The 22,588-nt window shown below is 70.9% G+C and carries 19 protein-coding genes and 1 tRNA gene; 11 read left to right on the plus strand and 9 right to left on the minus strand.

Annotation, left to right across the window (positions count from 1 at the left end):
* Positions 1-482: 482 nt before the first annotated feature.
* Positions 483-2,171, plus strand: a complete 1,689-nt coding sequence (locus tag DJ70_RS10620; protein ID WP_094532830.1) for an ATP-binding protein — start codon at positions 483-485, stop codon at positions 2,169-2,171.
* A gap of 123 nt (positions 2,172-2,294) precedes the next feature.
* Here DJ70_RS10620 and DJ70_RS10625 read toward each other — a convergent pair.
* Both DJ70_RS10625 and DJ70_RS10630 read right to left on the minus strand, forming a co-directional pair.
* Positions 2,295-2,367 (minus strand) — tRNA-His (locus tag DJ70_RS10625).
* A 114-nt stretch (positions 2,368-2,481) separates the two neighbouring features.
* Entirely contained in the window at positions 2,482-3,810 is a 1,329-nt protein-coding gene (locus DJ70_RS10630) for a hemolysin family protein (protein ID WP_094532832.1), read from the minus strand.
* A 224-nt stretch (positions 3,811-4,034) separates the two neighbouring features.
* Here DJ70_RS10630 and DJ70_RS10635 point away from each other — a divergent pair, with 224 nt between their 5' ends.
* The gene (locus DJ70_RS10635; protein ID WP_094532834.1) at positions 4,035-5,225 is read left to right on the plus strand and encodes a M20 family metallopeptidase; all 1,191 of its coding nucleotides are present in this window, start codon (positions 4,035-4,037) and stop codon (positions 5,223-5,225) included.
* Between the two features lie 164 nt (positions 5,226-5,389).
* Here DJ70_RS10635 and fer read toward each other — a convergent pair whose 3' ends face one another.
* Positions 5,390-5,779, minus strand: a complete 390-nt coding sequence (gene fer, locus DJ70_RS10640; RefSeq protein WP_094532836.1) for a ferredoxin Fer — start codon at positions 5,777-5,779, stop codon at positions 5,390-5,392.
* 197 nt (positions 5,780-5,976) lie between these two features.
* Between fer and DJ70_RS10645 the strand changes: the two genes are divergently transcribed.
* Both DJ70_RS10645 and DJ70_RS10650 read left to right on the plus strand, forming a co-directional pair.
* Positions 5,977-6,846, plus strand: a complete 870-nt coding sequence (locus tag DJ70_RS10645) for a CheF family chemotaxis protein (protein WP_094532838.1) — start codon at positions 5,977-5,979, stop codon at positions 6,844-6,846.
* Positions 6,847-6,922: 76 nt separating this feature from the next.
* A complete protein-coding gene (locus DJ70_RS10650) occupies positions 6,923-7,498 on the plus strand; it encodes an HIT family protein (protein ID WP_094532840.1) in 576 nt (191 codons plus the stop codon).
* A gap of 6 nt (positions 7,499-7,504) precedes the next feature.
* On the opposite strand, the gene serS is transcribed toward DJ70_RS10650, so the two are convergent.
* A complete protein-coding gene (gene serS / locus DJ70_RS10655; RefSeq protein WP_094532841.1) occupies positions 7,505-8,875 on the minus strand; it encodes a serine--tRNA ligase in 1,371 nt (456 codons plus the stop codon).
* Positions 8,876-8,950: 75 nt separating this feature from the next.
* The gene (locus DJ70_RS10660; RefSeq protein ID WP_094532843.1) at positions 8,951-9,190 is read right to left on the minus strand and encodes a hypothetical protein; all 240 of its coding nucleotides are present in this window, start codon (positions 9,188-9,190) and stop codon (positions 8,951-8,953) included.
* Between the two features lie 124 nt (positions 9,191-9,314).
* On the opposite strand from DJ70_RS10660, the gene DJ70_RS10665 reads away from it, so the two are divergent.
* The 5 genes from DJ70_RS10665 (at position 9,315) to yciH (ending at position 15,753) form a co-directional block, all read left to right on the plus strand.
* Positions 9,315-10,643 (plus strand): dihydroorotase, encoded by a 1,329-nt coding sequence (locus DJ70_RS10665; RefSeq protein WP_094532845.1) that lies wholly within the window; start codon positions 9,315-9,317, stop codon positions 10,641-10,643.
* Positions 10,644-10,817: 174 nt separating this feature from the next.
* Positions 10,818-11,882 (plus strand): AAA family ATPase, encoded by a 1,065-nt coding sequence (locus DJ70_RS10670; protein WP_179234035.1) that lies wholly within the window; start codon positions 10,818-10,820, stop codon positions 11,880-11,882.
* A 4-nt stretch (positions 11,883-11,886) separates the two neighbouring features.
* Positions 11,887-13,047 (plus strand): DUF58 domain-containing protein, encoded by a 1,161-nt coding sequence (locus DJ70_RS10675; protein ID WP_094532848.1) that lies wholly within the window; start codon positions 11,887-11,889, stop codon positions 13,045-13,047.
* Entirely contained in the window at positions 13,044-15,353 is a 2,310-nt protein-coding gene (locus DJ70_RS10680) for a transglutaminase TgpA family protein (protein ID WP_094532850.1), read from the plus strand. Before DJ70_RS10675 ends, DJ70_RS10680 begins: the two co-directional genes overlap by 4 nt.
* Positions 15,354-15,459: 106 nt before the next feature.
* Positions 15,460-15,753, plus strand: a complete 294-nt coding sequence (yciH, locus tag DJ70_RS10685; protein WP_004046732.1) for a stress response translation initiation inhibitor YciH — start codon at positions 15,460-15,462, stop codon at positions 15,751-15,753.
* A gap of 95 nt (positions 15,754-15,848) precedes the next feature.
* On the opposite strand, the gene DJ70_RS10690 is transcribed toward yciH, so the two are convergent.
* Complete coding sequence (locus DJ70_RS10690) at positions 15,849-16,682, minus strand: geranylgeranylglycerol-phosphate geranylgeranyltransferase (RefSeq protein ID WP_094532860.1); 834 nt, start codon at positions 16,680-16,682, stop codon at positions 15,849-15,851.
* A gap of 144 nt (positions 16,683-16,826) precedes the next feature.
* Here DJ70_RS10690 and DJ70_RS10695 point away from each other — a divergent pair, with 144 nt between their 5' ends.
* Positions 16,827-17,867: a hypothetical protein gene (locus tag DJ70_RS10695; RefSeq protein ID WP_245810817.1), complete on the plus strand. Its 1,041-nt coding sequence runs from the start codon at positions 16,827-16,829 to the stop codon at positions 17,865-17,867.
* A gap of 633 nt (positions 17,868-18,500) precedes the next feature.
* Here the strand turns inward: DJ70_RS10695 and DJ70_RS10700 are convergent.
* Both DJ70_RS10700 and DJ70_RS10705 read right to left on the minus strand, forming a co-directional pair.
* Complete coding sequence (locus DJ70_RS10700; protein ID WP_094532852.1) at positions 18,501-19,178, minus strand: TIGR00266 family protein; 678 nt, start codon at positions 19,176-19,178, stop codon at positions 18,501-18,503.
* A gap of 102 nt (positions 19,179-19,280) precedes the next feature.
* Positions 19,281-20,105, minus strand: coding sequence for a polysaccharide deacetylase family protein (locus DJ70_RS10705; protein ID WP_094532854.1), 825 nt, complete (start codon positions 20,103-20,105; stop codon positions 19,281-19,283).
* 139 nt (positions 20,106-20,244) lie between these two features.
* Here DJ70_RS10705 and DJ70_RS10710 point away from each other — a divergent pair, with 139 nt between their 5' ends.
* Positions 20,245-21,561 carry an ArgE/DapE family deacylase gene (locus tag DJ70_RS10710; RefSeq protein ID WP_245810818.1) on the plus strand — a complete coding sequence of 439 codons (1,317 nt, stop codon included), beginning with the start codon at positions 20,245-20,247 and terminating at the stop codon, positions 21,559-21,561.
* Between the two features lie 75 nt (positions 21,562-21,636).
* On the opposite strand, the gene DJ70_RS10715 is transcribed toward DJ70_RS10710, so the two are convergent.
* The gene (locus DJ70_RS10715; RefSeq protein ID WP_094532856.1) at positions 21,637-22,287 is read right to left on the minus strand and encodes an HVO_0476 family zinc finger protein; all 651 of its coding nucleotides are present in this window, start codon (positions 22,285-22,287) and stop codon (positions 21,637-21,639) included.
* Between the last annotated feature and the right edge of the window lie 301 nt (positions 22,288-22,588).

The following is a 22,588-nucleotide window of genomic DNA, read 5'->3' on the forward strand; positions in this document are numbered from 1 at the left end:
ATTCTTGTGCTCCGATACGGCTTCCCACGGGCTGGAGGGGGTGACACGCCGGATACGGGAACGACGGGAACCGTATCGGGGCCGACGTGAGTCCGGCGACCCACTCGAGCGATGGTCGGTCGTCGTCGGGACGCCTTCGCTCGTCGGTTCCGTCGTCTCGTGTCTCGTCGTCCCGACCGGGACCGGCGACGGAACCGCGACCGCCGTTCGGGAGCGGCAGGTCGGCGAACCCGGAGCACGTCCGACGGTGCCGCCGGTCGCGGCGGCGGTGTTTCCGACACGGCAACAGGTGCGACGGGGTTTTGGGTGAGGCACCCACGGTTCGAGTCGATCGAGCGCGACGGTACCCGAAACCGGACACCACCCCGATACCGTCTCCGAGCACACCCCGATACCGCCTCCGACCGCCACGTCGACATCGTCTCCGAGCACACCCCGATACCGTCCACGACAGTGACCCCGAACGAACCGATCCGCCGACGATGCTCCCCGCCCTGGTAGCGTCGCTCGCCCTCGACGCCGTCGCCGTCAGTCTACTGGCGTGGGTGACATGGCGAAGCGTGAGGGACCGGTCGCCACCGAACGCGGTCCCCTTCGCGCTCGTGGCCGGCGGCCTGTCACTGTGGGCGTCGCTGTCGTTGCTCTCGGAGTTCCCGAACGCATGGGGGATCGGATCGAACCTCGCCGCGGTCGCACAGGTCGTGCCGGTCGTGTTCCTTCCCGGCGTCTGGGTCGTCTACGTCCTCGGCTATACGGGCCGGGAGACGGGGTTCACCCGGCCGCGGGCGGCGATGTTCGCCCTGCTCGCGTTCCCGCTCGTCGTCGCGGCGGTCACCTTCGGGAGCGACCCCACGGCCGAGGAGCTTCGACGCTCGATAGCGCCGCTCGTCGCGACCGAGCTCGTCCTCCTGTTCGTCGTATACGCCTACGCAGCGGTCGTCTTTCTCCGATACGGGTGGAACCACGGACGGATCTCGCGGACGCAGGTGCTGGTACAGCTCGGAGCGATCTCGGCGCCGTACGTCGTCGGCGGCTGGCTCGACGGAAGCTCCGTCGCCGACGGGGTCACGAGCGGATTGCTGGTCTCCGGGGGTCTACTCGCGGTCGCGATCCGACGCTATCCCGTGTTGACCGGGTTCCCGAAGGCGGAGTACGTCGCCCGGTCCCGAGTCGTCGAATCGCTACGGGAGGCCGTGGTCGTCGTGGACTGGAACGCCCACGTCCTCGACGCCAACGCGACGGCCGAAGACCTGTTCGGCTGGTCGACCCGAGAGGTCGTCGGAACGCCGCTGGCGTCCGCCGTCGAGGGAATGGACGGGGACGACCTCTCGGCCGGAAGCCCGGACAGCGTCTCGCTTCGAACCACGAAGGGCCGCCGCCGGTTCCAGTTCACCGTCTCCGACGTCGAGCGGGAAGCCGGCGAGGGCGACGGCGAGCCGGTCGCGAGGACGATCGTCTTTCGCGACGTGACCGACCGACGGACTCGAGAACAGCGACTCTCGGTACTCAACCGAGTCCTCAGACACAACGCCCGAAACAAGCTCGACGTGATCCTGGCTCACGCGGACCGTATCGAGAACGACGAGCACCGAACGGCGATCCGGAACAGCGCCGCGGATCTCGCCTCCGTCAGCCGAAAGGCGCGGAGCGCGGAGGCCGTGATGGCCGACAGCAGCGGCGCCCCGTCGACGGTCGACGTCGCCGCCGTCGTTCGCGAGGTCGCCGACACGGCTCGCGAGGAGCATCCGGAGAGCAGCGTCTCGGTCACCGCACCGGATCGGTTACGGCTGACCGCCTCCCGGACCGTCGTCCGCCGCCTCGTGACCGAGCTCGTGGAGAACGCGGTCGTCCACTCGGCCGACCCGGCCCGAGTCGACGTCGACGTCGACGCGACCGCCGACGTCCCGGAGCTCCGCGTGACGGACGACGGTCCCGGCATCCCGGAGCGTGAACGCGACCTGTTGACCGAGCCGAGCGAGACCCAGCTCGAACACGGGCTCGGCGTCGGGCTCTGGTTCGTCAACTGGGCGGTGAGCCGGCTCGGTGCCGAACTGGAGTTCGAGTCCGCCGGCGCGACCGGTACCACGGTAGTCGTCCGGTTCCATCGTACGGCCGAACCGACGGCGGAGGGCCCGCGCGACGGCGACCGCGGTGGCGGAGAGGCCCGATAGTGCTGCCGCGTCGAGTTCGACGGCGGACCGAGACCCACGGGAGCCGAAGGAGCGACCGCTCCGCTCGTCTCGCGTGATCCGATCCCACCTCCCGCTCTTCTCGGTCACGACGTTCCTCAGAAGGTCCGGGTGCGAGAATCGAACCCGCGTCTCAGCCTCCACAAGGCTGAAGGATAGTCCACTACCCTAACCCGGACACGCACCCTCACGTATCCCGTTTCGACTGATAACCGTTACGACTCGCGATCGCGCGTGGCACCGTCCCGCGCGGTCGTCGCGCCGACCGACTCCGCCGATCGCTCGCGGGACGCTACGTCCCTCCGTCCGTCGGTTCCTCCTTCCGGAGCCGGACCGTCGAGACGCGGGCGCCGTCGACCGCCAGCACCTCGACCGCGTAGCCGTCAGCCGAGACGACGTCGCCGACCTCGGGCGGTCGACCGAGCCGGTCGAGCACCAACCCGCCGAGCGTGTCGAACCCCTCGCTCGCGAAGTCGACGCCGAGCGCGTCGTTGACCGCCGACAGCGAGACGCCGCCGTCGACCTCGTAGCCGTCGTCGCCGGACCGCCGGATCGAGGGCTCCCGGCCGGGGATGTCGAACCCGTCGCGCAGGTCGCCCACGATCGTCTCGACCGCGTCCTCGATCGTGACGAGCCCCTCGAAGGCGCCCCACTCGTCGATCACGACCGCCAGCTGTCGGCGTTCGTCCTGGAACCGGACGAGCAGCTCCGCGACCGTCGTCGTCTCCGGGACGAGGAGCACCTCGCGGGCCAGGTCGCCGGCGGTCGTGGCGCCCTCGTCGGAGTCGACCGCCCCGAGGAGGTCCTTCACGTCGAGGAAGCCGACGACCCGTCCCTCGTCGTCGGCCGTGACGACCGGGTACCGCGTGTGACCGGCTTCACGCACCGTCTCCCGCAGCTCCGGGACGGTCGCGTCCGTCGGGACGCTCACCACGTCGGGGCCGGGGACCATGACCGTCGTGACCGCGGTGTCGTCGGTCTCGAAGACGCGCTCTATCATCTCCACCTCCGACTCCTCGAGGTGACCCGCCTCGCCGGAGCGGACCAACACCCGCCGGATCTCCCGCTCGTCGAGCGTCTCGTCGGTCTCCGAGGCCGGGGGGATGCCGATCAGGCTGGTGAACGCGTTGGCCGTTCCGTTGAACACGACCAGTCCGGGATAAAACAGGAGATAACAGAGCTTCATCGGCGGCGCGACGAACAGCGAGAGCCGCTCGGCCTCCGCGATGGCGATCGTCTTCGGCGCGAGCTCGCCGAAGACGACGTGGAGGAACGTGATGAAGCTGAACCCGATCGCGAACGCGACGAGGTGGATGAGGTTCGCCGGGAGCAGCGACGCCAGGACGGGCTCGATGAGCGAGGCGACGGCCGGCTCGCCGGCCCACCCGAGACCGAGCGAGGCGAGCGTGATCCCGAGCTGCGTCACCGCGAGGTAGTTGTCGAGGTTCGACATCACCTCCTCGAGGGTGTCCGCGCCGGGACGACCCTCCTCGACGAGCTGGTCGACGGACGTCGAGCGGATCCGGACGAACGCGAACTCCGAGGCGACGAAGAAGCCGTTCAGAGCGACCAACACCAACGCGAGCAGGAGCCGCGAGCCGGAGACGACGAGGTCTACCATCGTCGCCTCCGCCCCGCGTCACCGTTCGATCGAGGAGCGCGCATGTCTACCCGCTCCGTACCCATCTACTTAAACGATCGACCCGTTCCGGCCGACGCGCCCGAGGGGTTTATCGATCGCCGCTCGCGAACTGGGACCGATGACCGGACGCGATCCACCGACGCGCGGCGACGACGCCCGACTCGTTCGACCGAAGCGGACCGCCCCCGCTCTGGTGGTGACCCGTGAGTGAGAGGTCGGCTCCGGATCCGGACCACTCGACGGAGCTCGAGGAGCTCGCCCGCGACCTCGTCCGGATCCCCACGGAGAACCCGCCCGGAGACGAGGGGGCGGCCGCCGAGTTCGTCTCCGACTGGTTCCGCGAGGCGGGGATCGACGCGACGCTGCTCGAGGAGCCGGACCCGAACCGGCCGCAGGTCGGCGCCCGCGTGGGCGAGGGCGGCCCGACGGTCGTGTTGAACGGCCACCTCGACGTGGTCCCCGCGGGCGCCCCCGAGGCGTGGACGGCCGATCCCTACGCGGGCGTCGTCGAGGACGGCCGGCTCTACGGTCGCGGGAGCGCCGACATGAAGACGGGCGTCGCACTCGCGATGCTCGTCGCCCGCGACCTGGCTCCCGAGATCCGGGCGGGCGAGCTGTCGGGCTCCGTCGTCGTCCACGCGGCGATGGGCGAGGAGACCGCCGACCCCGGCACCCGAACGCTTCTCGAACGCGGCTTCGACGGCGACTACGGGATCGTGCTCGAGCCGACCGACTTCCGCGTCGCGACGAGCACCAAGGGCCTCTCCGTCTACCGGATCGCGGTCGAGGGCGTGGCGACGCACGCGAGCCAGCCCGACGCCGGGACGAACGCGATCGACGAGACGCGGCCGCTGCTCGACGCGATAGACGAGTACGACGCGGAGCTGCGCGAGCGCGAGGGCTCGCTGTGCGGCGGCGCGTTCGCGACGGTGACCGAGATCGAGGCGGGGACGGGGTCGAACCTCGCCGTGATCCCGGACCGCGCCGAGCTCGTCCTCGACAGGCGGGTGCTCCCCGGCGAGGACCCGGAGGAGGTCGACGCCGAGGTCGAGGCGCTGCTCGACCGGGTGCGGGCGGAACGCGGCGTCGAGACGACGTGGACGCGGATCCAGACGTACGCCTCCTCGTCGATCCCGGTCGACCACCCGCTCGCGACGAGCCTCCGTGACCGGTCGGTCGCGGCCGTCGGCCCGGACGGCGGCGTCGGCGAGCCGTGGGGGATCGAGGCCGCCACCGACGCGCGGAACTTCGTCAACGACGCCGAGGTTCCGGCGGTGACGTGGGGGCCCGGCGACCTCGATCAGGCACACACGGTCGACGAGTCGATCGACCTCGCCGACGCCGCGATCGCGAGGGAGGTCCTCGAGGACGTCGTCCGGTCGCTCATCGAATAGTCGAAGTGCTCGCCCGCCGGAAGCGGCGGGCGCGTGGGTCGAGACGACGGCGGCCCGAAGCGGCCCGCGGGGCGCCGTCGACGCGGCGTGGAGTTCCGACGCGACCGCGTCGATCGCTCAGTGGTCGGGACGGCTCGTGTGTCTCACACGAGACGACGCCGACGTTAGATGACGCGGTTCTGGAGGTAGTCGAGGTGTTTCGCGTTGTAGACGATCTTGACCTCGTCGGCGGCCGGGCTGCCGATACAGGTGAGCCGGACGTTCTTCTCTTCGACCTCCTCGTCGGAGAGGATCTGTTGCATGTCCATCTCGATCTCGCCCTCCTTGACGATGGACGCGCAGTTCGCACACGCGCCGGCGCGGCACGAGAAGGGCCAGTCGTAGCCCTGCGCCTCGGCCGCTTCGAGGATGTACTCGCCCTGGTTGACCTCGAGGGTACCGTAGTCCTCCGCGCCGAGGTCGGCGTCGGCGGCCTCCTCGAAGAGGTCGTCGTCGTCCATCGACCAACCGTGGTCGTCGAGCACTTCGTAGTTGAGGTATTCTACAGTGGGCATCAGCCGTGAGTTCGACCCCCACCTCATTAGGCTTTGCTGTTCCTCCCGTGATCCGGCGACGAGCGGCGCCGCGTTGGTTCGCCGGAATCAGGGGGCGTGAGGACCGTGAGCCCCGCGACGGTCGGACGCGCCGACCGGATATCAGTTCTGAGAGCGTACGGGTAAGCCTAAAGGCGGCTCCCGGCAACTCACGGTCGATGGAGGAGTCGGTGGTGGCCGATTTCGTCGGGCGGGTACACGCGTCCGACGTCGGCGACGACGAGCCGGTCCGCGGACGGGTGTTGTTGAGCCAGCGCCGGCTCGTGCTCGCGACGGCGGACGCGCGGACGACGATCCCGCTCTCGCGGGTGTTCGACGTGGTCGTCGGAACGGTCCCCGGAGACCTCAAGTCGTTCTTCAGCGACAGCGTGACCGTCGCGTACGAGCGCGGCGGGACGCGGTCGACCGCGCTCGTCGAGGGCGAGCCGGACGACATGGACCGGTTCACCCGGCTCCTGTTCACGGCGCTGTTGCGGGACGTGACGGTGACGGTCAGACACCCGGCGAAGGTCGGCGGCCGGGTCACGGACGCGACAGACCGGAAGGCGAGCGTGTCGCCGTCCGCCGGATCGATCGGCTTCGTCGGGTGCGACGAGCCGTTCTCCGTGGACCTCTCGACGGTGATCGACTACGACCGAACCGCGCGAACGCTCGCCGGGACGCGCCGCCCGGCGCTCGTCTTCCGACACGTCCCGGAGGACCGGACCGTCACCTCGATCGTCACGGTGCCCGACGAGCGGACGCTCAACGTGCTCGGCCGCTACATCAGGCTGGAGTACGAGGAGGTACGGACCGAGATCGAGGAGCTCGACCCGACCGAGGAGGAGCTCGAGGTCCTCGTGTCTATCTACTCGGCCGGCGGCGAGGCGTCCGTCTCGCAGGTCGTCACCGGCGACGCCACTCGTACGTCGATGATCCTCGACTCGCTCCGGGAGTCGGGGCTCGTCGTCGACGGCGAGGCGGGCGCGGCCCTGACTCGAAAGGGGCGGATGGTCGTGACGACGTATCTCGAGTCGGTGAACTCGTGACTCCGGACGCGGGCTCGCCGCCGGAGCGACGGTCTCGATCGCCGCCCTTGAAGCGTCCGCACGCCGAGTGTCGGCCATGGATCGGATCTACGCTCCGTGGCGGATCGAGTGGGTCGAACGCGACGCGGATCCCATCGACGGCTGTCCCTTCTGCGTCCTGCCCGACCGCGAGAGCGCCCGCGAGGCCCGCGTCGTCGCGCGCAGCGACCGCAACTACGTCCTGTTGAACAACGCCCCGTACAACCCCGGACACGCGATGGTGATCCCGGACGCGCACGTCCGCGACTGGACCGACCTCGACGACGCGACCATGCTCGACCACGCCCGGCTGAAGGCCGCGACGCTCGCGGCGATGCGCCGGGCGGTCGACCCGGACGGCTTCAACGCCGGACTCAACCTCGGCGGCGGGGCGGCCGGCGGCTCGATCGACCACCTCCACACCCACGTCGTGCCGCGGTGGGGCGGCGACACCAACTTCATGCCGGTCGTCGGCGACACGAAGGTCATCGTCGAGGCGGTCGACCGGAGCTACGAACACCTCCACGAGGGGTTCGCCGCCGGCGACGACGTCGTCGACGCCGGCGACCTCGAGGCGGGCGAGGCCGTCCGGCTGTCATTCGATCTCGACGCCGGCGGTCCCGACGACGCCTGAACCGCGCTATCCGTCGCCGAGCTTGCTCTCGCCGACCGGGTCGCCGCCCTCGATGACCGCCGTGCCGCCCATGTACGGCCGCAGCGCCTCGGGGACGGTCACCGTGCCGTCGTCGTTCTGGTAGTACTCCAGGATCGCGACGACGATCCGCGGGACCGCGAGCCCGGAGCCGTTGAGCGTGTGGAGGAACTCCGCGGACTCGTGGTGCTCCTCGCGGAAGCGGATCCCGGCCCGCCGCGCCTGGAAGTCCTCGAAGTTCGAGACGGAGGAGACCTCGAGCCAGCGGCCGCCCGCCTCGGGCCCCTCGTCCATGTCGTCGGCGGGCGCCCACACCTCGAGGTCGTACTTCTTCGCCTGCGTGAACCCGAGGTCGCCGGTACACATCTCGAGGACGCGGTAGGGCAACTCGAGCCGGCGGAGCACCTCCTCGGCCTCGTCGACGAGCCCCTCGAAGCGGTCGTCGCTCTCCTCCGGCCGCACGAAGTTCACCATCTCCACCTTGTTGAACTGGTGGACGCGGACGATACCGCGGGTCTCCGTGCCGTGTTCGCCCGCCTCCTGCCGGAAGTTCGGCGTGTACGCCTGGTACTTCAGGGGAAGGTCCTCGCCGAGCAGGATCTCGTCGCGGTGGAGGTTCGTGACGGGGACCTCCGCGGTCGGGAGCAGCCAGAGGTCCTCGTCGTCGTAGGCGTCCTCGTTCGTCCCCTCGACGCGGTAGGCGTCCTCGGTGAACTTCGGGAGCTGGCCGGTGCCCCGCATCGACGCGGAGTTGACCGGGATCGGCGGGAAGACGTCCTCGTACCCCTGCTCGCGGTGGACGTCGAGCATGAACTGGATCAGCGCGTGCTCCAAGCGCGCGCCGTCGCCCTTCGCGACGTAGAAGCCGCCGCCGGCGACCTTCGCGCCGCGCTCGAAGTCGAGGATCTCCAGCCGCTCGCCCAGGTCGTAGTGGGGCTCGACCGTCTCGGGGAGGTCCCGGCGGTCGTCGAACCCCTCGCGGCGACGCTCGACGTTCTCGGACTCGTCCGCGCCGACCGGCACCGACTCGTGGGGGATCTGCGGGAGTTCCAGAAGCGACGCCTCGAGTTCGGCCTCCAGCTCCTCGGCACGCTCCTCGACCCCCTGAAGCTCGGATTTGAGCTCCTGTGAGCGCTCGATCGCCTCCTGGGCCGCCGCCTCCTCGCCGTCGGCCTTGAGGTCGCCGATCCGCGAGGAGACCTCGTTGCGCTCGTGGCGCAGGTCGTCCCCGCGCCGCTTGAGTTCGCGCCACTCCTCGTCGACGTCGAGTATCCGGTCGAGGTCCACGTCGACGCCCTTGTTCGCGAGCGCCTCGCGGACGGTCTCGGGGTTCTCCCGGACGAACTGTCGGGACAGCATTTACCGGCCGTTCCGCGGGCCGCCCCAAAACCGTATCGGAGCGTCGACACCGGCCGGCACGACGCGGCGTGACCGTCAGGGGATGAACGCGAAGTTCGCGACCACCATGAGCAGCGCGAGGCCGGCGACGACGACGCCCATCACGCGCATCAGCAGGATCCGCGCGTCGCTCGGCTCGACCCGCCGCGTCGACCCGTCGGGCGAGCGTGTCCGCCACGCGGTCATCCGCCGGGGGAACGCCGCCATCGCCAGCGCGCCCGCGGCGACGAGGAGGGGAACGGCGACGAAGAACAGCCGGAATGGTGCGGGGAGCATGTGGGGGCGGTCGCCGCGCGCGCCACGAAAGCGTTGTGATGTCGGGGACCGTTCGGCGGCGACGTCCCCGAACCCCGTCGCCCGAACCACCACGGTTTAATCGGCGCGACGCGAGCGCGTAGGCATGCTCATCACGGGTGCGGAACTGGCCGACGGGCGGGTCCGGGACGTCCGGATCCGGGACGGGACGATCGTCGCGGTCGCGGAGGGGCTCGACCCGGCGGCCGGCGAACGCGTCGTCGACGGCCGCGGGCGGCATCTCCTCCCCGGCGCGATCGACGTCCACGTCCACTTCCGGGAGCCGGGCGGGAGCCACAAGGAGACGTGGGAGACGGGGTCGAAGAGCGCGGCCGCTGGCGGCGTCACGACCGTCGTCGACCAGCCGAACACCTCGCCGCCGACCGTCGACGGCGACGCCTTCGACGCGAAGGCGGACCTCGCGGCCGCCTCACACGTCGACTACGGGATCAACGGCGGCGTCACCCCCGAGTGGGACCCGGACGCGCTGCTCGACCGGCCGCTGTTCGCCCTCGGCGAGGTGTTCCTCGCGGACTCGACCGGCGAGATGGGGATCGAGGCCGACCTGTTCGCCGAGGCGGTCGCGGCCGCCGCCGACCGCGACGTCCCGGTGACGGTCCACGCCGAGGACGCGACCCTGTTCGACGAGGACGCCCTCGCCGGCGACCTCGGGGGAGCGGGAACCGCCGCGAACGCGGACGCGTGGTCGGCCTACCGCACCGCCGAGGCGGAGGCGGCGGCCGTCGAGCGCGCCCTGGAGGTCGGCGCGGACGCCGGCGGGCGGATCCACGTCGCACACACCTCGACGCCGGAGGGGATCGACGCGGTTCGGGCGGCCGCCGACGGGGGCGCGAACGCCACCTGCGAGGTCACCCCGCACCACCTCTTCCTCTCGCGGGAGAACGCCGGCCGGCTCGGCACGTTCGGGCGGATGAACCCGCCGCTCCGCTCCGAGAAGCGCCGTGCCGGCGTCTTCGAGCGACTCCGCGACGGCGACGTCGACGTGGTCGCCACCGACCACGCGCCCCACGCCGTCGACGAGAAGCGAACCGGGCTCGCGGACGCACCGAGCGGCGTGCCGGGCGTCGAGACGATGTACCCGCTGCTCCTGGAGTCGGTCCGAACCGGCGAGCTGTCGCTCGAGCGCGTCCGCGACGTGGTCGCCGCCAACCCGGCGTCGATCTTCGGGCTCGACCGCAAGGGACGGATCGCGGAGGGCGCCGACGCCGACCTCGTCCTCGTCGACCTGACGAGTCCGCGGGAGATCGAGGCGAGCGCGCTCCACTCGAAGTGCGGCTGGACGCCCTTCGAGGGCTCCCGCGGCGTGTTCCCCGAGGTGACCGTCGTCCGCGGCGAGCCGGTGTACGAGCGCGACCCGATCACCGGCGCGGAGGCGTTCGGCGATCCGGTCGGCCGGAACGTCCGGGAGCGGTAGGGCGGCCGAAACGTCCGGGAGCGGTAGGCCGATCGGCCGAGCCGACCGCGGCGGAACGCCTATGGCCTTCCTTCCCCTACGATCGTGTACGAGACCTATCATGTGTCGTGTTCACATAGTTCACTACGGTCGGGGATCGCGCGTCGTCGCGACCGCGGGGGACGCCGGGGGCCGATGAACGACTCGCCAGACGCGGCCGGCGTCGACGACGCGGTCGACGTCGACGATCCCACGACGGCCGGCGAGGACTCCGCGACCGCCGGCGACGACGCGGTCGGTCCGGGGGACCCGAACCCGGACCTCGCCGACCGATCCGCCCTGGACGTCGACGACGCGGCCGACCTGGTGGACCGCCTCGTCGAGAACGTCGAGTCGGTGATCGTCGGGAAACGCGACGCGGTCGAACACGTCCTCGTCACGCTGCTCGCGCGCGGGCACCTGCTCGTCGAGGACGTCCCCGGCGTCGGCAAGACCACGCTCGCGAAGGCGGTCGCCCGCTCCGTCGACGCCTCGTTCAAGCGGGTCCAGTTCACGCCGGACCTCCTCCCCTCCGACGTCACCGGCGTCAACGTGTTCAACCAGCGCACCGACGAGTTCGACTTCCGGCCGGGGCCGGTGTTCGCGAACGTCGTGCTCGGCGACGAGATCAACCGCGCCCCGCCGAAGACCCAGTCGGCGCTGCTCGAGGCGATGGAGGAGAACCAGGTGACGACGGACGGCGTCACGCGGACGCTGCCGGACCCGTTCTGCGTGATCGCGACACAGAACGACGTGGAGCCGGGACGCACCTACGAGCTGCCGGTCGCGGAGGTCGACCGCTTCACGAAGAAGATCCGGCTCGGCTACCCCGACGTCGAGGCGGAGGCGGCGATCCTCGACCGGACCGTCGGCGACCATCCGATCGGGTCGATCGAGCCGGTCGCGACCCTCGAGGACGTCCGACGGGCCCGCGCGACCGCCGCGGCCGTCACGGTCAGGGAGCCGGTCCGGAACTACGTCGCCCGGCTCGCGGAGTACACGCGCCGGAACGCGGCGCTCGGCGTCAGCCCGCGCGGGAGCCTCGCGCTGTTACGAACCGCACAGGTCAGGGCCGTCCTCGACGGCCGCGGCTACGTGATCCCCGACGACGTCCAGACGGAGGCCCCGACGGTGCTCGCCCATCGGATCCGGACCGACGCGGGCGCGGCCGGCGGCGGCGACGTCGTCGCGGAGGCGCTCGACCGCGTCCCGGTGGAGTGAGGGGATGTTCGACGCCTCGCTCACCCGGCGCGGTCGGGTCGTCCTCGCGGTCTGTCTCGCCGCCGCGGTCATGGCCGTCGCGGCCGGGGGACGGTCGCTCAACGCCGTCGTCCTCCCCGGCGTCGTCGCGCTCGCCGCCGGCTACGTCCAGGTGTCGCGGCTGGAGGCGCCGGGGGCCCGCCGCTCCGGGCTCGTCGACGGCTTCGTCGGCGAGGAGCGCGAGGTCCGGATCGACTTCGACGGCGGCGCTCCCGGCACGCCCGTCGACCGCCCCTTCGTCGCGGCCGTCCGCGACCGCCTCGAGGACGGGCTGGCCGCGGAACGCGCGGCGGGCGACGGGGTTCGGACCGCCGTGGGGACGGAGCCGGCGACGTATCGCCTCCGATATCTCGAGCGGGGCGAGCGTCGGCTCGGGCCGATCGAGGTCCGGGCGACCGACGTGCTCGGCCTGTTCGAGCGACGCCTGGTCGTCGACGAACGCGACCGGGTCGTCGTCTATCCCGCGGTCCGCGCGATCCCGGCGTGGTTCCGCCGGGGACTGTACGCCGACGAGACGCTGGGGGCCAGCCGCCAGCGCGAGGAGTTCGACCGGCTCCGCGAGTACGCGCGCGGCGACTCGCTCCGGGACGTCCACTGGCCGGCGACGGCCAAACACGACGAGATCGTCGTCAAGGAGTTCGCGGCCGAGACCGACCACCGGCGGGTGTCGATCGCGGGCGAGACGCGCCACGCGGCCGACGCCGACGCCGCCGACGCGCTCGCGACCGCGACCGCGAGCCTCGCGTGCTCGCTCCTCGACGACGGCGTGCCGGTCGACGTGCGGCTGCCGGCCGGGGAGGTCGTCGCCGAGCCGGGGGCCAGGGGCCGACGCGAACTCCTCGAACTCGCCGCACGCACCGGGCCGGGATCGATCGACGACGGCGGGGACGCCGACGTCCGGGTCGTGGCCGAGCGCGGGGACGCGCGGATCCTGACCGAGGACCGGAGGGTCCGGTTCTCGGAGATGGAGGCGGCCGCGGCGAGCGGGTCGAGCGCGCGGAACGCTCCGGACCCCCCGTCGGTCCCGGCCGGATCGGCCGCCGGCGACCGCGACGCGGGTCGGGCTGATGGCCGCTCCGAGGCCGCCGCCGGCGCGGGCGCCGACGGCGGGAGGGGAAGCCGATGACGGCTCGCCCCTCCGACGGATCGGCCGAGGCGCCGGACGACGCGGGCTCGCTCGGCGGCGCGGGCTCGCTCGGCGACGCCGGACCGTTCGGCGTGGTCCCCGGCGGTCTCACGGAGCCCGCCGCGCTCGGAGTCCTCCTCGCCACCGTCGCGTACGTCGGCGCCCTGGCCGCGGTCACGAACGTGGTCGGCGGGACGGGTCGGCTGCTGGCGGTCGTCGCGGTCGCCGCCGTCTGCGGGACCGCGCTCGCGCGGGTCGTCTCCCCGCGGAGCGCGGTCCGGCTGACGGTCGCGCTCTTCGTCGCCGGGCTGGTCGGGTACTACCTCACGATCCCCGGCAGCCGGGTCGCGCTCGACTCGCTCGGGGCCGTCGCCCTCGACGTGGTCTCGCTTCTGACCGGGCTCTCCGTGCTTCGGCTCGTGTCGGTCGACGTGTGGGTGCTCGTCATCGCGCCCGTCCCGACGTTCCTCGTGGCGTACCTCGCCGGTCGGGGCCGTCACGTCGCGGCCGCCACGGTGGCCGGCGGGACCCTCGGGTTCTTCGTGCTCACCGGCGACGCGGGCGACGCGGTGACGCTCGCGGGGGTCGTCGGCGTCGCGCTCGCGGTCGGGCTCTCGACCGTGTCGACCCCCGGCGGGATCCGGAGCCACGGCGGGACCCTCGCGGCGGTGCTCGCGGTGATGGTGCTCGCGAGCCCGACGGTGACCGTGTTGCCGGCGGGCGCGGCCCAGCCGTGGGCGGTCGACCGCGGTGCGCCGGGGCTCGAGTCGAGCGTCGTCGGGGACGACGAGCTCGAGATCGTGGGGACGACGCGGCTCTCGCCGCAGGTGCGCTTCACGATGGAGAGCCCGGTCGAGCGGAACTGGCACGTGGCGTCGTACGACACCTACACCGGCGACGGCTGGGTGCGGTCGGGCGAGGAGCGTCCGCTCGACGGGCCGCTCTCGGGACCGCCGGGGGAGACGAGAACGGTCGAGTCGACGTTCACGGCCGAGACCGAACTGGAGACGATCCCGGCGCCGTGGCAGGCCGTCGACGTCGGCGGGGTCGTCGGCGAGGCGGCCCAGGTCGACGAACGCGGGACGATCCACCCCGGCGGACCGATACTCGAGGGCGACCGGGTCGCCGTCGAGAGCCGCGTCCTCGAGGCCGACGCGGCCGACCTCCGGAGCGCGGGCACCGACTACGGTCCGGCGATCGCGGAGCGGTACACCCAGCTCCCCGAGAGCACGCCGGATCGGGTCGGCGAGCGGACCGCGGAGGTCCTCGCGGAAGCGGGCGCCGAGAACCCCTACGACGAGGCGGTCGCGATCGAGCGGTACCTGATCGAGGAGTACGACTACTCGCTGACGATAGACCGGCCCGACGGGGACATCGCGGACGCGTTCCTCTTCGAGATGACGGCCGGCTACTGTACCTACTTCGCGACGACGATGGTCGCGATGTTGCGCTCACAGGGGGTGCCGGCGCGGCTCGAGACCGGCTACTCGAGCGGCCAGCAGGTGGGAGACGACGAGTACGTCGTCCGCGGACAGGACGCGCACGCGTGGGTGTCGGTGTACTTCCCGGAGCACGGCTGGGTCGCCTTCGACCCGACGCCGGCGACCGACCGCGACCTGGCCCGCTCGATCAGGCTCGCCGAGGCCCGCTCCGACGGCGTCGAGGGCATCGACACCAACCGCTCCGGCTTCGAGATCTCCACGGTCGTCCAGGAGGAGCCGACCCGGTTCCCGGAGGCGAACGCGACCGGGAACGGGACGGTCGACGGGAACGTCTCGGAGACGGTCGCCGAGACGAACGCGACCGAGAACGACTCCGGTCCCGAGGAACCGGGTCCGGGGGGAGGCATCCTCGAGACCGTGGCGGCCGGCGACGGCGTCCCCTCGTTGCCCTCGCGAGGCGTCCTCGGCTACTGGCTCCTCGTCGTGATCGTCGCGACCGCGGGCGCGCGACACGTCGGCGCGACCGACCGGGCGTACCACGCCGCGCGGGTCCGGCTGCCCGGCCGCTCGCGGACGCCGCGTGCGGACGCGGAGCGCGCCTTCGCGGACCTCGAGCGGATCCTCTCGCGGCGGTACCGCGAGCGCCGCGCGGGCGAGACGCCGCGGGCGTATCTCGACGGCCTCCGGGCGCGCGGCGTCGACGACCGGGTCCACGCGGTCGGCGAGGTCTACGAACGGGCGGCCTACGCCGGCGACGTGACCCGCGAGGAGGCCGACGCCGCGCGACGGACGGTGCGGCGGATCGCGCTCGAGTCGACCCCGCTCGTCGGTCGGCTGTTCGACCGGACGCCGACCGAGGAGTGACCGTCCGGTTCGGACCCCGTCGCGTCGGAATCGCCCGCGTTCCCGTCGGATCCGGGAGGTGCTGCCGACACTATTTAATACGGGCACCCTGTACTCTCGAACCGTAATGTCGGAAGTCTGCTCGACGTGCGGGCTGCCCCAGGAACTCTGCGTCTGCGAGGACGTCGCGAAGGAGTCCCAGCAGATCAGCATCCGCATCGACGAGCGCAGGTACGGTAAGGAGGTAACGGTCATCGAAGGGTTCGACCCGAAGGACGTGGACATGAGTTCGCTGTCCTCGGACCTGAAATCGAAGTTCGCCTGCGGCGGCACCGTCGAGGACGGGGCCATCGAGCTCCAGGGGAACCACTCGGGTCGCGTGGAGGACTTCCTCCGCGACAAGGGATTCAACGTCGCGTGACCGCCACCTGAGTACCCGCCGTCGAGCGCTCCTCGTCGTTTTTCACGTTCGCGAGCCGCGGTTCTCCGTTCACGACCGACCGGGTCACCCCGATCTCAGAGCAGCAGCGCCGCGCGCCCGACGACGAACGCCGCCGTCGCGAGGAACGTCCCGTACTTGAAGCGGCTCTGTGCGGCAGTCGGGTCCGAAAACCCCTCGTAGCAGGCGTACAGCATCACCGCGTCCGCGACCGCGACGACGACGAGGTAGACCGCGCCGAAGGTGCCGAGAAGGTAGGGAAGCGGGCTGACCGCGACGGCGACGGCGAGCGTGCCGGCCCCGACCCACAGCGCCCGGTGCTCGCCGACGGCGACGGGCAGCGTTCGGAGCCCCTCCTCGCGGTCGCCGGCGAGGTCCTCGACGTCCTTTATCACCTCGCGGGTGAACGTCGAGAGCGCCGCCAGCGCGGCCAACACGAGCGGCGCGTCGAGGGCCCCGACCGCGGCCCCGCCGAAGAGGAACGTCGAGCCGACGAGGTAGGAGACGAGGGCGTTCCCGAGCCCCGGCGTCCCCTTGAACACCGTGGTGTAGGTGACGAGCGCGACCAGGTTGACCGCGGCGATGGCGAGGGCCGCGAGCGGGAGGAAGGCGGCGAACCCGATCGCGGCGGCGAAGAGTGCTCCCGAGAGCGCGAGCGCGCCTCGCGGGGAGACCGCGCCGCGCGGGATCGGGCGGTCCGGCTGATTGATCGCGTCGATCTCGCGGTCGAAGTAGTCGTTGATCGCGTTGCCGGCGGCGACCGCGACCGCGGTCGTCGCGACCGCCACCGCCGCCGCGAGCGCCGCGTCGCCGATCCCGGCCACGAACGCGCCGGTGGCGGTCAACACGCCGGCGGCGACGCAGTTCCCCGGCCGCGTCAGCTCCAGTGCCCCGCGTAACGTGTCTTGCAACTCGTTTCCGTCCACCGGCGCGCGCGACATAAACGACGCGGGATCGGGCGGACCGGGATCGGCCTCGACGGAGCCGCCTCGAAGGCTTCGATCCGCCTCTGTGTCTCACTAACGTTTATGCCACGAGCCACGGAACGTGCGCACATGGCCAAAGGCCTGGACGTCGGAACGATGAACATCCTCTCGGGGCGACAGGAGGGCTCCGAGACGGTGTTCGTACAGCAGCGCAACTCGTTCGTGGAGATCGAGTACAGCGATATGGCCGAGCAGATGCTCTCCAGAAGCGAGGTCCTCCACATCCGCAAGGACGACAAGGTGTACGTCGTCGGCGACGACGCCCTCAACTTCGCGAACATCTTCAACAAGGAGACGCGGCGGCCGATGCAACACGGGATCCTCTCGAGCGACGAGTCCTCCGCGATCCCGATGATCAAGCTCATCACCGAGCAGGTGGTCGGCGAACCCTCCCGCCCCAACGAGCGGCTGTTCTACTCCAGCCCCGCCGACCCGATCGACTCGCCGCTCACGACGCTGTATCACGAGAAGACGCTCGAGTCGATGCTCGGCGACATGGGATACGACCCCGAACCGATCAACGAGGGGATGGCCGTCATCTACTCCGAACTGGCGGACAACAACTTCACCGGGCTCGGGATCAGCTTCGGCGCGGGGATGACGAACGTCTGTCTCGCCTACTACGCCGTGCCCGTGATGAAGTTCTCCATCGCGCGCGGCGGCGACTGGGTCGACGAGCAGACCGCACAGGCGACCGGGACGCCCGTCGACAAGGTCACGAGCATCAAGGAGGACGACTTCGAGCTCGACTTCCGCACCGACGTCGGCGGCGTCGAGGGCGCGCTCGCCATCTACTACGAGAACCTGCTCGACTACGTCATCGAGAACATCACCCGCGAGGTCGACGAGGAGGACGTCGAGGAGGGCCTCGACGTGCCCGTCGTCGTCACCGGGGGCACCTCCAGCCCGAACGGGTTCGAGGACCTGTTCGCGGACCACCTCGCGGACGCGAACATCCCGTTCTCGATAAGCGACGTTCGCTCGCCCGACGAGCCGATGTACAGCGTCGCCAGCGGCGCGCTGGTGGCGGCCCGCTCCGAGGAGGGGGACGCCGGCGGCGGATCCGCGGAGACGGAGGCGGCCGAGGCGGCTCCCGAGTCCGAGGACTGAGCGACGACGGCGCGTCGATCCGACCGTCCGGCCGGAGCGAACCGGACGGATCGGTCGAGCCGATAACCCGACTCACGCCGGGCGACGGCGGTCCCCGCCGGTCGACGCCTCCGACGGTCCCGGTTTCGAAACCCCGCGAGCGGCGGCCGCGTCGACGTCGTTCGTTCCCCGTCGCCGCCCGGTCGGCGGCAACGCTCGATTCAACACGAACAATTATGAAGGATAGGGATGTAGGGACGAGCGTGGCATCCGTAGTACACGACTGATCGGCGATCGGAGCCCGAACCGGCGGGTACGGTTCCCGTCGGGCGCGAGGATCGCGAGACGGACGGCATCGACGACGAACTACCGACGGCGGCAGAGGCGGTCGCGCAGGCGGCCGCGACGTTCGACCCGACGGACACCCGACGGATCCCGAACGGGACCGACGAGTGGAACGCGTACGCGGGATCGTGTCACGACGCCAAGTGACCCCGCGGCGGACCCTTTTAGACGGTCGACCGAGTACCGGCGAGCGGCCGATGACGAACCACCGCTCCGAGCCGGACTCGGCACCCGGCGACGACGAGCCCTATGAGTGCCGAGGCCAACCTTTGGTGCCACACGTCGGCGGCAAGCGACGCTCACGTCCGCTTATTCGCCCTGACTCGGCATCCGGCGCGCGAGCACCGACACCAGCGCGTCCATGTCGCGGGTCTGGTACCACGCCGTCCCCGGTCCGGTGAACTCGAAGACGAGCCCCTCGCCGCCGAGGAGGCTCGACTTGAGGCCGCCGACCCGCTCGATCGAGTAGTCGATCGTGTCGTCCCAGGCGACCAGGTGTTGGTTGTCCAGAACGTACGACTCGCCGGCGTCCAGTTCGATCGTCTCGAGGCCGCCGTAGGCGTCGACGAAGGCCGTGCCGGTCCCCTTCAGCGCCAGCGGCGTCAGGCTGGCCTCGCCGAGCATCGACTTGAGGCCGCCGATCTCGGAGTCGATGTCGATCCCCTCGGTCGCCGCGAGGAACGCGCCGTCGACGGTGTACAGCGTCTCGTCGCGCAGTTCGTGGGCCGCGACGTCGCCGGGAGACGGCGGGGCGAACGTCACCGTGCCCGTGCCGCCCTCGGCGGTGAACTCGTTGACGAAGGCGGACTCCCCGCCCAGGAGCGACTTCGCCGAGCCCAGCAGGCCGTCCCGGCTGGTGCCCGTGTCCATCGAGACGGTCGCGGAGTGGCCGACCATCGCACCCGGCTCGGCGACGATCGACTCGCCCGGCTCCAGCGTGACGATCAGGTGCGTGTACGACGGCTTGTGGGTGAACTCGTACTCCATGGGTGAACGTGGGTGGATTCCGCGGATCAGTACTTAACTTGATGGTTCGTGGCGGATCGGCCCCGGCGGCGGACCGTCCGCTCTCGACCCGCCTGCCGTCCGTCAGTTCCCTCCGGCCTCCCACCGGTCCGCGATCGCCCTCCCCGTCGTGATCCACGTGTCGCCGGTCGCGAGGACGTGCTGGATCAGTTCCTCGAGCGCGTCGATGCGGCCGGCCCGCCCGATGATCTGCGGGTGCATCGTGAGGGTGAACGCGCGCCCCCGCTCGTGGAGCCCGTCGAACTCCCGTCGCCACGAGTCGAACACCGGCTCCGTGGGCGAGATGCCGCTCTGATACGGGAGTTGCGGGTACATCTGGTACCCGAAGTACGGCCAGTCGTCGAGCGACCAGTCGAACGGGACCTCGACGATCCCCTCGTCGTGGACGTACGGGAGGTCGGCGTCCATGAGCGTCGACTCCCACCGGATCCCGTTGTCCGCGAGCAGTTCGAGCGTGTGGTCGCTCAGGTCGGAGGCGGGGCTTCGGTAACCGACGGGCGCCTCGCCGATGAGGTCGTCGAAGACGTCGAGCGCCGCCTTCACGTCCGCCTCCTCCTCGGCCCGCGAGTCGAAGTCCGAGGGGTTGACGTGCCGATACCCGTGGTGGCCGATCTCGTGGCCGGCCTCGTGGATCGCCCGGACCGTCTCCGGCCAGTCCTCGGCCACCTTCCCGGGGATGAAGAACGTACACTGAAGATCGTACCTGTCGAACAGTTCGAGTATCCGCGGAACGGCGACGTTCGGGCCGAACTCCCCGCGCGTTCGGATCGGCGGGGTGTCCCAGGCGTCGTCGCGCTCGATCCGGAGGTTCCAGATCTCGTCGGCGTCCAGATCGAAGGTGAAACACGCGGCGCTTCGGTAGCCGTCCGGCCAGGGGGAATCCGACATGGTACACGGTGCGTCTCTCGGGCGACGAGAGTATGCTTTTCGGCGGATCCGGCGAGCGCGGATCGCGCCGCCGGAGTGAGCCGGCAGAATCGTACCCCCACCGGTCGATTTATGGTCGGCTTGTTCGCAGTGATCGATCGTGACAACGAGTGTCTCACGGGAGGCGGTCCGGGACCGCGTCGAGGAGAACCGAGATCGCTTGGTGGGGTTCCTGGAGGAGCTCGTCTCGGCTCGGTCGCTGCCCGGCGAGGAGGGCCCGGCACAGGAGGTGATGAAGGCGAAGTTCCGCGACCTGGACCTCGAGGTGGACGTCTGGGAGCCGGACGCCGACGCCCTCCGGGATCATCCGGGCTTCTTCGAGACGACGCCGTACTTGGAGCACGGGTACCAGGGGCGCGAGAACGTCGCGGCGGTCGACGAGGCGACCGGCGAGGGCGGGCGCTCGCTCGTCGTGAGCGGCCACGTCGACGTCGTCAATCCCGACCCCGTCGACGACTGGACGTACGACCCGTGGGACCCCACGGTCGAGGACGGGCGGATGTACGGCCGGGGGACGATGGACATGAAGGGCGGCATCGCCGCGTTCGTCCACGCCTACGAGTGTCTCCGGGAGCTCGGGATCGACCTCGCCGGCGAGCTGACGCTCCAGACGACGATCGAGGAGGAGGCCGGCGGGGTCGGCGGCGTCCTCTCGGCGCTGGAGCGCGGCTACCGCCCCGACGCCGCGATCGTCGCCGAGCCGTCGGGCGTGCCGAAGATCGGGGTCGCCAGCGCCGGCGTCCTGTACGTCCGCGTCACCGTCCCCGGCAAGACGGCACACACCGCCTACAAGTTCCTCGGCGTCGACGCCGTCGGAAAGGCGTTCGAGGTGTACCGGGCGCTGGAGACGTACCACGACGACCTCAACGACCGCATCGAGGACTACGGCCCCGCGCTCAACCAGTACCCGGAGGCGGCGGGCAGCACGGCCAACCTGAGCCTGACGAACATCGAGGTGCCCGGCTCGTGGACGTCGACCGTTCCCGGCGAGGCGGTCATGGAGTTCCGGGTCGGCTGGCCGCCGACCGCGGACCTCGACCGACACGAGGTCCGCGAGGAGGTGGAGGAGGTCGTCGCCACGGTCGCGGCCGAAGACGAGTGGCTGAGCGAACATCCGCCGGAACTCGAGTGGTTCGGCTGGAGCACGGACCCGCACGAGATCGACTACGACAGCGACTTCTACCGGCTCGTGTGCGAGGAGACGGAGGAGGTCACCGGCGGGAGCGTGGAACACCGAGGTGGCCTCGGCGGCAACGACGAGCGGTTCTACAACCGGTACTACGGGATCCCGACGCCGAGCGTCGGTCCCGAGGGCGGCAACGGACACGGCGCCGACGAGTTCGTCGAGATCGACTCGCTCGTGGAGGCGGCGCAGATCCACGCGCTCACGATGGTCGACTGGTGCGGGGTGAACTGAGACGGGGTCGACTTCCGGACTCCACGCCGCGCCGATCGACCCGCCCAGGCGGAGGCAGGCGGTGCCCGATCGACGCTACCAGGCGGACCAGGCGGTCAGGCTCTCGTCGCGGCCGTAGATCCGCTTGAGGTCCTTCGCGTACGCCATGTCGCCGGCGTGGTCGAGCTTCTCGTGGCGGTACTCGGGGGCGTCATCGCGGATGTGAAGCCCCTCGATCGTGAACTCCTCGTCGCCGAACTCGACGGTCTCGCCCACGACGAACTCCATGTCGCCGGGGACGTTCACGCGGACCGAGCGGGTCCGGTCGGCGTCACCGTCCTTCGGGTGGAGCGTGACGTCGACCGAGACGTTGTCGACCGCGCGGGTCCACAGGGTCTCGACGCTCGCGATCGCGGCGTCCTCGACGCGGTGCTCGGGGCCGAGCTCGATCCCGGTGATCCGGACCTGCATCAGCGCGTCCTCGGTGTCGACGACGAACTCCTCGCCGGTCTCGACGCCGCCCTCTGCGGGGACCTCCATCTCGGTCGAGAAGGACTCGCCGTCCTGTGAGACGACGATCGTGAGGTCGATCGTCTCCTCCTCGGGGATCTCCGCCTTGTGCGTGTGGTCGCAGTCGGTACACCGGACGGTGGCCTGGCCGCCGGGTCGCAACACCTCGTGGACGGTCTCCTCGCCCGGCGCACACGACGGGCAGGGGAGACCGACTCGGTCTCCGGTTTCGGTCATTACGGCGTCGTTCCCGCCGCGTGCGTAAATATCCGCTCCCCTGGGTCCCGTGTGCGTGCCAGTGGCAGCCGTGTCCGAGAGGGCGTCATAGAGGACTTTCCACCCCACACGGAAATCGCTCAGTACAGTCGAAGCAACGAACGATCGCCCAAGCGGTGGCGCGCCTCCGAGTGCCCCGAAGGGGCACGAGGAGCCCGCGAGGGACGCGGCGACCGGAGCGAAGCGGAGGGAGTCGCGAGGCTGGGGAGGCGTGAGGTGCGGGGCGGTTGCGGTCGGGCGGGACTCAAAGGGGCAGTCGCGA

The organism is Halorubrum halodurans, assembly GCF_002252985.1.
In the GTDB taxonomy this organism is placed as follows: domain Archaea; phylum Halobacteriota; class Halobacteria; order Halobacteriales; family Haloferacaceae; genus Halorubrum; species Halorubrum halodurans.

Coding starts and splice junctions, on each gene's coding strand:
- DJ70_RS10620 (WP_094532830.1), top strand. CDS start 483: ATGCTCCCCGCCCTGGTAGCGTCGCTCGCCCTCGACGCCGTCGCCGTC.
- DJ70_RS10630 (WP_094532832.1), bottom strand. CDS start 3,810: ATGGTAGACCTCGTCGTCTCCGGCTCGCGGCTCCTGCTCGCGTTGGTG.
- fer (WP_094532836.1), bottom strand. CDS start 5,779: ATGCCCACTGTAGAATACCTCAACTACGAAGTGCTCGACGACCACGGT.
- DJ70_RS10645 (WP_094532838.1), top strand. CDS start 5,977: ATGGAGGAGTCGGTGGTGGCCGATTTCGTCGGGCGGGTACACGCGTCC.
- DJ70_RS10650 (WP_094532840.1), top strand. CDS start 6,923: ATGGATCGGATCTACGCTCCGTGGCGGATCGAGTGGGTCGAACGCGAC.
- serS (WP_094532841.1), bottom strand. CDS start 8,875: ATGCTGTCCCGACAGTTCGTCCGGGAGAACCCCGAGACCGTCCGCGAG.
- DJ70_RS10660 (WP_094532843.1), bottom strand. CDS start 9,190: ATGCTCCCCGCACCATTCCGGCTGTTCTTCGTCGCCGTTCCCCTCCTC.
- DJ70_RS10665 (WP_094532845.1), top strand. CDS start 9,315: ATGCTCATCACGGGTGCGGAACTGGCCGACGGGCGGGTCCGGGACGTC.
- DJ70_RS10670 (WP_179234035.1), top strand. CDS start 10,818: ATGAACGACTCGCCAGACGCGGCCGGCGTCGACGACGCGGTCGACGTC.
- DJ70_RS10675 (WP_094532848.1), top strand. CDS start 11,887: ATGTTCGACGCCTCGCTCACCCGGCGCGGTCGGGTCGTCCTCGCGGTC.
- DJ70_RS10680 (WP_094532850.1), top strand. CDS start 13,044: ATGACGGCTCGCCCCTCCGACGGATCGGCCGAGGCGCCGGACGACGCG.
- yciH (WP_004046732.1), top strand. CDS start 15,460: ATGTCGGAAGTCTGCTCGACGTGCGGGCTGCCCCAGGAACTCTGCGTC.
- DJ70_RS10695 (WP_245810817.1), top strand. CDS start 16,827: ATGGCCAAAGGCCTGGACGTCGGAACGATGAACATCCTCTCGGGGCGA.
- DJ70_RS10700 (WP_094532852.1), bottom strand. CDS start 19,178: ATGGAGTACGAGTTCACCCACAAGCCGTCGTACACGCACCTGATCGTC.
- DJ70_RS10705 (WP_094532854.1), bottom strand. CDS start 20,105: ATGTCGGATTCCCCCTGGCCGGACGGCTACCGAAGCGCCGCGTGTTTC.
- DJ70_RS10715 (WP_094532856.1), bottom strand. CDS start 22,287: ATGACCGAAACCGGAGACCGAGTCGGTCTCCCCTGCCCGTCGTGTGCG.